General features: G+C 43.6%; 4 protein-coding genes and 1 pseudogene. 2 read left to right on the forward strand and 3 right to left on the reverse strand.

Translation table 11 applies throughout. The features are described 5' to 3' along the window. Positions 1 to 698: 698 nt before the first annotated feature. Complete coding sequence (locus tag ABVZ64_RS09755) at positions 699 to 7,442, reverse strand: GLUG motif-containing protein (RefSeq protein ID WP_352400828.1); 6,744 nt, start codon at positions 7,440 to 7,442, stop codon at positions 699 to 701. A gap of 224 nt (positions 7,443 to 7,666) precedes the next feature. Between ABVZ64_RS09755 and ABVZ64_RS09760 the strand changes: the two genes are divergently transcribed. Continuing rightward, on the forward strand, positions 7,667 to 8,296 hold the full coding sequence (locus ABVZ64_RS09760; RefSeq protein ID WP_352400829.1) for a TetR/AcrR family transcriptional regulator: 630 nt from the start codon (positions 7,667 to 7,669) through the stop codon (positions 8,294 to 8,296). A 726-nt stretch (positions 8,297 to 9,022) separates the two neighbouring features. Here the strand turns inward: ABVZ64_RS09760 and ABVZ64_RS09765 are convergent. Continuing rightward, on the reverse strand, positions 9,023 to 10,354 hold the full coding sequence (locus ABVZ64_RS09765; protein WP_352400830.1) for a diguanylate cyclase domain-containing protein: 1,332 nt from the start codon (positions 10,352 to 10,354) through the stop codon (positions 9,023 to 9,025). A gap of 117 nt (positions 10,355 to 10,471) precedes the next feature. Here ABVZ64_RS09765 and ABVZ64_RS09770 point away from each other — a divergent pair, with 117 nt between their 5' ends. Next, on the forward strand, positions 10,472 to 10,630 hold the full coding sequence (locus ABVZ64_RS09770) for a hypothetical protein (RefSeq protein WP_352400831.1): 159 nt from the start codon (positions 10,472 to 10,474) through the stop codon (positions 10,628 to 10,630). 997 nt (positions 10,631 to 11,627) lie between these two features. Here ABVZ64_RS09770 and bsh read toward each other — a convergent pair. Next, positions 11,628 to 12,617: pseudogene (gene bsh / locus ABVZ64_RS09775) on the reverse strand (choloylglycine hydrolase). Between the last annotated feature and the right edge of the window lie 417 nt (positions 12,618 to 13,034).

The raw sequence follows: 13,034 nt of genomic DNA on the forward strand, positions 1-13,034 counted from the left end.
AGAGCAGGCTCTTGCAGTTTTTGTGATTAGACTATCATAACGTCTTTAGGCACGATAAACCTTCGTATCTTCATTTGTAAACCAATCTAAGAACTAAAGAAATCATTAACAATTTACTTAAGACTTCTTCTAGGAAATAACTTCACATAATTAGATTTGGTTGGATCAGATACTGCATCTCTAATTTTGGGGCCTGTTTTCTAAAAGTAATTTCAAAACTAGATAACTGCGTAATTACAATGAACTTTTTATTGTTCATGGCTACCCTTCTCATTTCCACCACCGATACAATGTCAGATAGGTAAAAACCCCTTCAATTGTTAACCTTTTCATCCTCGTAATTATTTTAATCAACCAACCATATAATCAACCCACTTTTCAACATATCTTGACATTATAGTATTCAATTGAATTGTGTTTACTTTTGTAGATATCTCGTTAGTCTACCCTTCTCAAATTGACTATTGCAATCCTTATCAAGTATTCACAAACTGCATCTTTCGGATAATCTCTCTCATCTGTAAGAAGCAAATCATGGAAGATGGCATTTGTACCATTATAATAGTTAATATTTTTATAAGCATCAGTAATTTCAGCAAATAGCATCCCGATGTATAGGTCGAGACATCAATCTCCTTTTTCCCGGTGGGTGCCTTGCTGTTTTCCTAGTACATCCATTTGGCGGAATCGTTCATCATCTAACTCTGCATGGTATCGCTGGAAATTGCCAGCTCTACAAAGCGGCACAGCAAAGCAGACACCTCGGCTCTCGTGGCCGTACCCTGAGGGTCAAAGAAGTTGCTGTTTTTTCCGCTGATGACCCCTGCCATCTGTATCTGTTTTACGGCTTCTTTGGCGTAGGTTCTGATCTTGTCATTATCGGCAAAAGTATTTTCCACATGGACCTTTGGCAAGATATAGCCAAAGGTCTTGGCATAATTGCTCATAATGACCGCCATCTGCTCACGGGTGATGGACTGCTCCGGTGAAAATTCTCCATTTCCGACGCCGCTTACGATGCTGTTTTTGATTGCCCACTCGATGTAGCCCATATAGTAGGCGTCGATCTTTACATCGCTGAAGCTGCTCTGCTTGTAGCCGCTCACATCAACGTTTGTCAACCGCCCTAGCACGGATACAAACATTCCTCTCGTCATGGCAGTGTTCGGTCCAAAGGTAGTGGCAGAAGTGCCGCTGAACAATCCGCGACTTACCACAAATGCAATATCTTCCTCTGCCCAATGGCCTGCAATGTCCGAAAATGCCGGATTGGCCTGTTTATAACCGATTCCGTAGGTGGAAAAATGGTTAGTATTGAAACGCAGCACCTTTTCCGCACTGTCATAGACCGAGTTTACCAGCCAATGCACTTTGCCATTGCCATCCACATAGACCGCCTGCACATTTCCGGCCTTTTCATTTGCGCCGAGGGTATATGGGATGGTTACCGATACGCTACCTGTGCCAAAGTTGCTGACCGCCTTGCCGTTGTCATAGTTTACCTTGAGGTCGAATACCGGCCGGCTGCCAATGACTTTTTTGGCATCCCCCGTCAGCTTGTCGCTATTTATTGGGGTGACGATGATATTCACATCAGACTTTGCTTGCTTGTTTATTTCCTGCACAGCCGCCAAATCTATTCCAACTCTGATGGCGGGATCGTCTACCACAATAATGATGCTCACGATTTTTCTGGCAATGATGATGTCCTGCACAGTCTTTGGTAGATTGACCGTAACATTGGAGCCGAACTTATTTCCGGTGTTCACACAAAGAACCACCGTGATTCCATTTTGCTCCGTGCCGTTTTTCTTGGCCTCAGAGAGTGCCTTGTCAAAGGCATCGGACACAGCTTTATTAGTAATGCTCACTGCGACATTTCCCTTCCCGTCAACTGTGCCAAAAACCTCGATTTCCCCCTGTGTGGGTGAATTCGGCTTATCCGATGCTGTGGTGACGATGACAGCGCTACTATCAGAGGAGCCCCCACCACCAAAGGGCCTATTGCTAATTGTCAATGTGCCTGTAATATAAGTGATGGGTCTATTGTAGTTACCGTTATCGGGCACAACCGCACCGGTGGCAATTATCGTATAGGTTCCGGTCTTGCTCATATCCGGGGTTGTGGTATAGGCAAGCATCGGCGTAGTATTTAGAGTTTCACCACTTGCTAGCCCGGTCACGGTGTAATCCGATTCGCCAAATGTAGGGACTGTACCACCCACATAGGCGCTCTTATTTTTTGCAGTTATGGTAACTGTTGCAGGACTGATGATGAACGGAATTTCAATCTCGCCCATAAAATCCGCATTGCTGTCTGGAATTTTAACGGTCAGAGTATAGTTCCCAGCATCCTTGGGCACAGAACCGCTCGACCAAACATATTGATATGAGCCAATATACCCTTGAGCATTGGCAGGAGTACCAACATAGGCGATTGCTGTGCCATCATATACCTTATTCGCCACCGCCACACCGGTGATGGTCACGGACGTTTTATTAACCAGTATCACCACCACATTAACAACGACATCTTCGTAGTTCTGCATGGTTGCAGTCACCGGAATGACGGCGGTTTGCCCTATTTCACCGACGTTCGCAGAGAATTTGATGCCAGTGGCAGTACCCTGCACCGTGCCGCTGATAATGGCTGTGTCCCCCGCCACCGTCCCACCGCTAAAGCTTGTTGTGCCACGGTCCTTGGGCAGACCGGTGATTACTACGTTCACATTGGTGTGGGCCGTGTTGTAATTCAGTCTCTTGTTGATAGACTCCACCGATGACAAATCGGCCTTTCCGATGATCATGTCTGAAATGGACAGCGCATCGCTCAACAGGGAGTAGTTCTTCGCCGTGGCGCTGTTGGTAAGCGTAACTGTAGCGGTTACAGTCTTGTTATTGCCCGCATCGGCGCTGTTATACCGCGCGCCAGTAACGGTGTAATCCACACCGAGTGCCAGCGTTTCGGTGAATTTCAAGCCGTCAAAACTCACGTTGCCAACCTCAGCAGTGGTGGTGCCGTCGTAGGATTTGGGATTGATCGAGGCACTCACAATCGTTAGAGGTGCTTTGTCAATGGTATAAGTAGCCGTTTTTGTACCTTTGAAGCTGCCAATACCGGTAAAAGTCAAGGTCACCATTCCGGCGTTTGTGCCTGCGCTGGTGCCGTTAAAGTCTGTGCTGGTGATAGAAACGATATAATCCGTATTCTTTATTAGTGTTTCGCCATCAAAGACGATTTCTAAGGGTGGGATTTGCTCCCTACCGTTATAAGTGAGAGTGTCCATCGCGCTCACTGCGGCATACTGAATATCCCGCACTCTCAGGTACAGCCCACCCTCAGCGGGTTGCCCCACAAGCCCAGTCAGTATGGGCAGCTTGCCGCTTGCAAATGTCCAGACCGCGCTGTCCCATGCGGCGGTGTCCCAATTGTCCGATGTCGTCCAGAAGTTGCCCCCAAACAGGGTCTGTGAGGTCACATCCGCACCGTCCTTTGCGCTGAGCCCTTTATCTTCCCATGTACCGGGGATGCGGCTGAACGCATAGTTATTTAAGAGAAGGCCGGTGGTGTTTTTGCCCACCACTCGCCCGTAATTGTATGCTCCTGCGTTGATAGAAAGGTTAAGTGCCACACAATTTTTTACAGTGCCGCTTCCGAGAACGCCCATTACACCGCCAACATACCCCTCTGGATCCGTCCCCAAAACGCTGCAAGTGCTGTAGCAATTTTGTACTCTGCCGCTTCCAATACTTCCGGCAAAGCCGCCGACATAGCATCCACCTGTGACGTTTCCGGTGCTGTAACAATTTTGCACGGTGCTGCCGTCAACCTCTCCCACAACGCCTCCGATATAGTACTTGCCGGAGATGGTACTGTCACTGTAGCAACCCTGCATCGTAGTAGTAGCATATTCAAGACGCCCTGCTATACCACCCACATAGTCTCCGGTGCTGGTCACGCTGCCATTACTGTAGCAATTTTGTATCGTGCTACTGGATACATATCCTACGATGCCGCCGACGATCATGGCTCCTGATATATCACCGGAGACGGCACAATGTTCTACCGTCGCCCCCCATGTATATCCCACAACACCACCGACATTCTCCTTTCCGCAAACACTTGCATCCGATACACGAAGGTTATGCACCTTGCTGCCTATGAAAAGATAACCGAATAAGCCAATGTTATCCGAAACTGAACGGTTGATCGCCAGCCCGGTGATAGTTTGGTCATTGCCGTCAAATGTTCCCTTAAATGGTTTGGTTGAGCCTCTTCCAATGGGAGTCCAGCCCTCCCCAGTGGCATAGTCCGAAAGCTCAAGGTTGTTTTGAAGCTTGTAGTATATGCCCGAATCCGCATAAGGTGAGGTTCCCGCATTCACCAGTTCCGCCAGCTTGGCAAGGTCTTCGGCGGTTTTGATGAGGTAGGGATCGTCCTCGCTTGTACCCGCGCCTGCGAAGTAGCTGCCGCTGATATGGGAAGGAAGTTTGTTATTTTGTCCCGCAAGTCCCGTGAGCACCGGTAGCTTGCCCAGTGCAAGCGTCCATATCTCCTTATCCCAACACTTTAGTGTACCGGATGTCCACAGATTTTGGACGGCGGCGACATCCATATCCTCGCCGTTTAGGTTGTTTGAGGTACCAGATACCGTGGAGCCGTTTATATCCATGCCGCACCATGCATAATTCCTATTGTTTGGGTCGCCGGACGCGGTGGAAGTAATTTCTCCCACAATACGACCTGCGGCGGTATTTCCACAAAGCCCAGCGCCTAGCGCGGCGCTCTGTGCGATTTTTGCCCCGCTGTCAACTTGACCGGCTATGCCGCCCGCATAGGCGCTTTCTCCAGCGGAGAAAATATCAGCGACGCTGACACAGTTTGAGATGGCCGCACTTTCGTAGAGCCGACCCACGATCCCTCCCGCAAAGATATTGCGCGGGCTAGTTGGCGGTTTAGCGTTCACTTTGGCCTCGGCAGATACCGTCCCATAAAAAGTGCAGTTGTTCAGGGTGCTGCCCTGTTGCAGCAAGCCAACCAGCCCGCCCGAGCAATAGCTGCCCAGTTTTCCCGCTCCTGTAATGGAACCCGTGGCGGCACAGCCGGATATGGTGCTGCCTCCGCTGACTTGGCCCGCCAGACCACCGATTTTACCGTCTGAGTAATCTGTGTCACCATGCAGGGAAATGCCCTCCAAAAACAAATTCCGGATGGTACCGGCTATCACCTGACCGAAAAGACCTATATTGGTTTCATTGCTTCTGTTGATGTACAGCTGGCTGATTGTTTTGCCGTTTCCATCAAAGACAGCGTTTACAAATGCCTCAATAGGCACCCATCCCTTCCCGCCCTCATAATCCTTGCCGTAACTTGAGAGGTCGATGTCGTTTTCAAGACGATAGTATTTCTTAACGGAAGAATCCCTGTCAACTTTAAACATATCCGCCATGTATTTCAGGTCGGCGGCGGTGTAGATTCGATAAGGATCGGTGCTCGTTCCTGCCCCCACAAGCCCTGTGATAGGTTCGGTGAGATAGGTGGGCAGGACAATCGCTGCGCCAAAGCCAGGTAGCTTGCCCTCCGCATATGTCCATGCCGTATCATGGCAAAACAGCGTTTCAAAAAAACCTGCTGCACTGATGTCAGCTGCTGTTTTGGATTCACCGTCCATCTGGTCCTCGCCCTCTGCTGGAGGAATGATGTAGCCATACTTTGTTACCGTCATGCCGTCAAATGCGAAGTTGCTTGAAAGCTGGCTGTTGCCCACCGGGAACTCCGCTGGCCAACTCCCAACCACGCGCCCAACACGGTCTCTGCCGCTGACAGCAGGATTAAGGGCGGCACAGTGTTTCATCGTGCTTTCTTCTCCAACAAGATACCCCGTTAAGCCGCCAGTATAGGTTGAACTTGAACTGGAGTGGCCGTTGACTCTGCCGGTGGCATAGCAGTTTATCACCGTGCTGTCGTAAACTCCCCCCACCAAACCACCTATCATAAAGGAAAAGGTGCCAGACGAGCCGTCGATGCTGACAGTGGTGTAGCAGTTTTGCAGTGTGCCGTTCTCAAAAATACAACCCGCCACGCCACCAGCGTAATAAGTACCGCTGTAGATACTACCTGTGGTATAGCAGTTTTGTACCGTGCCGCCGCGAACCTCTCCCACCACACCGCCAATATAACCTTTTGCTATAATATTTACGTTTTCAACGCCGAGGTTTTTCACCAATGAATTGGCACCGATATATCCAAACAAGCCCTGATGATCTCCGTCGCTGCGGTCAATGGTCAAATTGCTGATTTTGTGCCCGCCGCCGTCAAAGATGCCTTTAAATTGGTTGCTCTTATTGCCGATGGGCACCCAGCCCTCTCCTCCAGCGTATGCCGAAAGGTCGAGGTCATTAATCATCTTCAGACTGATCTTTGCCCCTGCATTGTTGAATAAAAACAGCTCCAGCCCGTTTTCCCGCGCGTTCACCAGCGTGCCAATCTCGGCAAACTGCGCAGCCGTCGTAATTTCCAGCGGGCTGTCTGCCGTGTCGCCGCCCGCCATGCGCGCCATTCGGCCGGCTGTTCGTGGAATATACAGCGTGATGCGTGGTAGCTCCACACCATCCGCAACGCAGTAGCCCTCACCCAAAACAGTGGTGAACACATAGAGTCCCGGCTGGGGATTTTCCAAATCATAATCGTGGTCGGCCTCCCATATTACGGGGATGTCCGCCATTTCGCCATGTACCGTACCGCATACCGTTTCCGGGAAATCCGGTGTGGTGGTGTTTTGCCAGCGAAAATCCTCAGGCAACTCGTCAAAAGTCGTAACTGTTTCTATAGGGACAGTGACACTCACTTCCACAGTGATTATCGGGACTTCCACACTACTGGCAATGGAATATCCCTCCAGCAGTTCAGGTGTGAAAACATATGTACCCGCCGTTTCGCCATCATACTCCGGGGATGATGCCCATATGACAGGCAAGGGGATGGTAATTTCATCTGTTCTGTCCACTGTTTTCCTCATTAGCTCAGATTCCATGTGCTCCACTTCTTCTTGCTCATCGGAGGGAGAGGCAAGTGCAGTCTCCTCGCCAGCTTCGGTATCATCTATTTCGTCAATGCCAAGCGTTGACCCACTTACCGTATCGGCGCTGTCCAGCTCCACATCAGTTTCTGCGGAGTCCAACATTGGTTCTTCTTCTAAAGCTGCGATCCGTATCGTTGCCGTCAGGGTGCCCGGCAACTCCAAATCCCTTTTGGTTGTACCAATTAGCACGCTGCGCACTGCAATGTCCGACCTCAAAGCCTCAAAAGCGATAATCTCATCCCTTGCGCCAATGGATAATTCGCCTGGTTCAGCTTGCGCCGAGATAGGAAGCATACCCACAACCATGATAACAGACAGCATTATAGCCGCTAACTTTTGCCTTATTTTATTTTTTCTCATACTTTTCCCTCCACTTCATATTTTAAAAACTCATCTTAATCTTCAATTAACCGCATACATTGTCAGGAAGAATTCTAAGAAGGACATCTATTTGGCTTGACTGCTTGAATTTGCGGCTGACAAGTGGTATACTTTTAAAAAATAACCACGTTCACTAAACTCGTTTAGTAACTTAGTTTATCATACTTAATTTTTTTGAAAAAATCAATAGAGGAGTGTAAAATATGAGAGAGAAAAAGCTCGACAAGCGGAAGGCGCAGGGAGTAGAGACCAAAAAGAAGCTATATGAAATTGCGGAAAGGCTATTTACAGAGCGCAATTTCTCCGATGTTAACGTAGAGGACATTACCGACGAGGCCGGTATCACCAAAGGTGCTTTTTATGTACACTACGAGTCCAAGGATGCATTGATCGCCATTTTGATTGCTGACTACGCAGCACGGGCAGACTCGGATTACAAAACATTTTTGGAAACGCTGCCGGATGATATGCCAGCTTCAGAGGTGCTTCTTGCTCTAACTCAAAAAATAGCAGAAACGCTTTTGAATACCATCGGTTATGAAAATATGAAAAAGGTTTACCAAATGCTGCTATCCGGAACCGTGGATACCGAAGCAGTGAAAGGTTACAGCAGAGAACTTTATACGCTGTTTTACAGTGTGCTGGAAAAGGGTATGCGGCGCGGGGAGCTTATATCTACATTGCCGTTGGAGGAGCTTTCCCGGCATTTTGTAATGGCAATACGGGGTGTCAGCTATGAATGGTGCGTCCGCTATCCTGACTTTGATTTGAGAGAGCACACGATGGCGCATATCCGCTTGCTAATAGAAGGCATTCAAATCCATAGCTCATAATTGAACCCTTTTTAACTTTAAACTGATTTCAAAGTCAGAGAAAGTTTTTTGACGGTTGTTTCAAGGTAAAATCATATCCATTTGTTAAAAAGCGTAAGCACAGCATGGCCGCCGCATCTGCGCCGACCATGCTGTGTTTAAATTTGGGAGCCTTGACGGCGTCAAGCTCATCGTCGGCGACAAATGTATGGGTATCCTAGAGGCTAATATCTCATGTTTCCGAGTCAATTATATCGGATGTCCAAATAATACATAATGTACCTAACCATTCATGATTATTGAACACCGGTACACAGGCATGGAAAACCTCATCTCCATTTACAGTACTTCTTTGAGTACCCTTCTCAGCCTTGAGGATATACGACTTTATGCTTAAGTCTTCAATTGTTTCACCGGTATATTCAATCATACTGTTTTCAACAATCTTAAAGTTGTTATCTAAAAAAAGGCTTTATGAGGTGTAAAGTTCTGAAAAAACATAAATTAAATAATATAGTGCGAAATGATATATAAATCCGTTTTAGTTTTGTTTATTGTTTTTGAATATTATAAGTTTGCTATGTTTAGTGAAACGACAGAACTATTGTTCAATGGTGTTCTTGCTGATAATATTGACTCGTTTACTTCAAAATTTGATACTCAATATGCTATTGAAGAAATTATTACAAAAGAAAATGTTGAATAAATAATTAAACTCCAATTTCTAAGTCAAACAAAAAACTAATACTATTTTTCTTTTTTTACTGGCTTATTGCAATACATCATAATATCTGCTTTTTTGTACAGCTCTTCATAATTTACTCCATCATCTGGGTAAAAAGTATATCCCAACGATACTCCCACATTTATCAATCTACCATCCACGTTGAAAGGAGGCTGTACTTCACGATGTATCCTTTTTATTATGTTGTCGATATCAGATTTGCTACTTAAATTATTTATGTAAACGATAAATTCATCTCCTCCCCATCTTGAAAGAAGATCTTGGTTTTTTAATGTTTTCATTAGCCGATTAGCCAACTCAGTAATTACATGATCTCCTGCGAGATGGCCGTAAGTATCGTTTATCGTCTTAAACTTATCAATATCAATTACGATAAGCGCTTGGATCTTATTCTTCTTTTTCAAATTTTTTATTACGTATTTTCTGAAAGTACTTTTATTTAAAGCACCTGTCATGATATCTATTTTTGATGCTATGGCATGTTGAGAATAACGATTAAGATGCCATAACACAAAAGTAAATAAAATAAGGCTCAAAAGTACGTAAAGGCCATCCGCAGCTCCTAAACCGAACCAATTATTACCTGTATTTGTCCACCCAAGTCTCGGATAAATGAAAAGCTCCCATTTTTGATCTCCTAAACTGATTGTTCTGATGATTGATTCTTTTGTTAAACATTCTGAATTACCCCATATGAAATCCTTAAATCCATCAGTCTTCGGAACATTCAATGCTAAATAATAATCTTCATTTTCTTGGTTTATACCACAAGAAGCAACAAGTTTTTCAAAGTCGATTGAAACAACAGAAACTCCCCAAAAGCTTTCTTTATCATTTTCTTGCATAAATATTGCCTTGCGATTAAAAATCAATACCCCTCCTTGAATGGCTTCTACAGGACCTTGAATGATTGCGTTCTTTTCATCTATCGCTTTTTTTATAAAGGGATATCGATGAGGATCATTCATTAAATCATGACCAATCACTATTTGATTAGGTACAGTTGGATAAATGTATTGAACGATTCCATTGGGTGCAATAGCAATATTTTGTATAATGTCGTGCTTATTTAAAATCATTTCTGAGTATGTTTTTATTATTTCAAGACTATTGGGATTGCTATTTACAATAATATCCAGAACCTCAACATATTCAAGGCTCTTATTGAGCTCCTCTATTAACTTCTGCGATATATCGTTGACTTTTTGAGATGCAATATATTTATTCCTTTGAATTTCTTTCTCAGTTTCCGCTTGCTTCAATGCTAAATACGGTAAAAGAAAAATCAAAGTAATTAAAAAAGCCAGGAAAATATTAAAAATTTTTTTCTGCATACTTTGAACTCCCTTCTCATATTGTCATATACTATGAGTTGTCAAGATTATATCACATTAGTAACTTTCGAGCATAGAAGGAATTTCCAGAGTCAATGCGTGGTGCTGTACCACTGATTGCAGATGGGATTGTTCCAAAACAGCCAGGAAATTGCTGAGCCAGTCTATATTAGCGACGTTAAAAAGGATGCGCCCGTTCAGTTTATAGAAGGAATGGGAATCAAATCAGGAGTTGACTCGTTGGATGCCCTATGGCAAAACTTCCATGGCGAGTAGAAAGTCCAGCGTGAAGACGTCTCCCGTAGTTTTATGAACTGGGAATTACCGCCAAGAAAGTATGTCGTTTGTTCCTTTGAAGCAGAAACCCGCAAGCTATAGTAAAGCAAGGCTTTCAAGCAACTAATCATGAATAATGATAAAGCAAACAACAACTTGAAGACAAATGGTTTCGTTCATCTCATTTGCCACAATGACGAAGTAATGGAAATAGAGGACCGGTGTAGATTCGGCAATACTGTTATATTCATAAGTTCATCTGAGGTAATCAACTACTTTTTTTTACACACTCTCTATCGACAAATCTCAATACCATCCGCTTTATTTTCTTTTGTTTTATGACAACCACCTTTACAGTTTTGCTTATTGTGGTAAAAGGAAAGGTTTGCATTGTTGTCATTTGGATTTGTTTTTCATTCAATTGGTGCTATACTTTTAATAAACTGCGCAAACTCGTGAAGCAAATCTCTATTAATATTATAATGGATATGGTGATTATTTTTCGCCAATTAAAAGATTCGATCTTTTTAAAATTTAATATGCTAAGAAGCTGCAGGTTCACTAATTCTCAATGCCCTTCTTACAGGGAAGCTGATGAGCATTTAAATGGCGAAAAATATGAGCGAAAAAAACGCGTCGTGGATACATATCTGGTCACTATTAAAGAAATCCTAAGGATTGTCTAGTTCCCAACAGGCCATTTCACAAGGAATTCCGAGGATTTATACCACGCAAAAATTTCAATTAAAACCTTGGTAACTCCTTACTTCAAGCCTTTCCTGAGCTCTTACTTGTCCACCCTTAACATCAATAAAACACCCTCAACGTGCCTTGATATGACAGTAAAGATGTCATGTGATGTCGTGAACTAATAACATTCCCTTGGTGTAAATTGCAGTCTTAACAAGTATTAATCAATAAATACAGACACGGGGATTTCCATTTCAATTAGGCACGCATATAAGACACAAATCTAATCCAGCGAACCTTAATTATTTTAATTTTGGTAGTTGAAATCTTGTTTTACGAGATAGTCGAATATTTTAAGATTTGTGCCCTCTAATTGCTCCTTATGCATATCTACCGCATTTATACGATTATTGGAATAAGTTTTATAATAATATATACCTTTTTCCTGATCCATACAAGAAGAGTAGATTGTTAAATCTTCTAACCCTTCGTCTGTAAGGACACCACCTTTAACCATTTTCACATAATCCAGCATATGAAAAAATTGTGCTATGGCTTGCACTTCTCCTTCAATTTTAGGCATATGTGAGCGAAGATAAGCAATCCTTACAAATCTGGAAACTGAAGCAAAGTCACCAGGCATACCTAATGTTCCAGCTCCAATGCCTAAGGCTTTCAACGTATGCTGACCCCACTTAGTTTCTTTTGGTGAAGTTGGAGTCAGATGTAAATACTCTTTTAAGTTAGTTTGATGCCAATCAAAGGTAGGATTGTTGGTCATCACTCCTATGGGGTTATCATGTACAGCGAGGCAGTCTTTTGTCTTCTCTACAACAATAGCTTTTCCTGTCTTATCTACAATCATCCAGTGAAGCATTGAAACAGGCGTTTTGTCATTGATAGGGCAATTAACGAGTTCTAAATCCCGAATCCCTTGTTTAACATCTTCTACTGTTTCATGATTCGATAATACCCATTATATAAAGTCATAGGGTGCAATATTATTTTTTCCTTTAATAGGCTCCTTTTCAAAGTATGCATACCCTTCAAAATTTAATCCTGCACAGCCAAGGCCCACTTCATTTAAACCATCCGCTAAAACAGGGTGGTTATCAATTACTGTTCCCATCCCAATCATAGCATGATTATTGGTTACTACATTACCTGTTACCCTATCTTGATATTGATATCTTCTTGGAATAATCGTAACTGCTTGATTGAAATTATATGCCAAGTCCATATTTCTTCCAAAATAACACTTACCATCTTGAGATTGAATGCTTAATCCTGTACACATGTTGACTTACCTCATTTTCATATTTTTTTAATTAGTATGCTTCGTCTAAGATTAAATAATCTGCATAAACGTATTATATTCTAAGATAACCTAGGTGAACAAATGACGATGTTAGGACATGAAATTATTGTACTGTCTACAAGGGTTCATTGTAAACCTCCTAACTCATTTACTGCAAATTGATAGTCAACCTCATGCTCATATGTTTTGTGAAAGAACAGGATTATTGATTTTCGAGGTTAATTTCCACCAGATCAATAATGTCATTGCGTTTTCTTCGCTGGTTGTAGTAATAGCTTTCCCCAGTGGTATTATAGATTTTTTATTATCTCCTTTGCCATGACCTTTGCTTTTAGATCCAGAATAGTTCCGTTTCTTTGATTGCACTCCTGCATACTTACAGTTATTTATACATCA

This window comes from Anaerotignum sp., from assembly GCF_040307045.1.
Taxonomy (GTDB): domain Bacteria; phylum Bacillota; class Clostridia; order Lachnospirales; family Anaerotignaceae; genus Chakrabartyella.

Bases quoted from the DNA above. Each gene is read 5' to 3' on its own strand.
- ABVZ64_RS09755 (WP_352400828.1), bottom strand. From the start codon at position 7,442: ATGAGAAAAAATAAAATAAGGCAAAAGTTAGCGGCTATAATGCTGTCT.
- ABVZ64_RS09760 (WP_352400829.1), top strand. From the start codon at position 7,667: ATGAGAGAGAAAAAGCTCGACAAGCGGAAGGCGCAGGGAGTAGAGACC.
- ABVZ64_RS09765 (WP_352400830.1), bottom strand. From the start codon at position 10,354: ATGCAGAAAAAAATTTTTAATATTTTCCTGGCTTTTTTAATTACTTTG.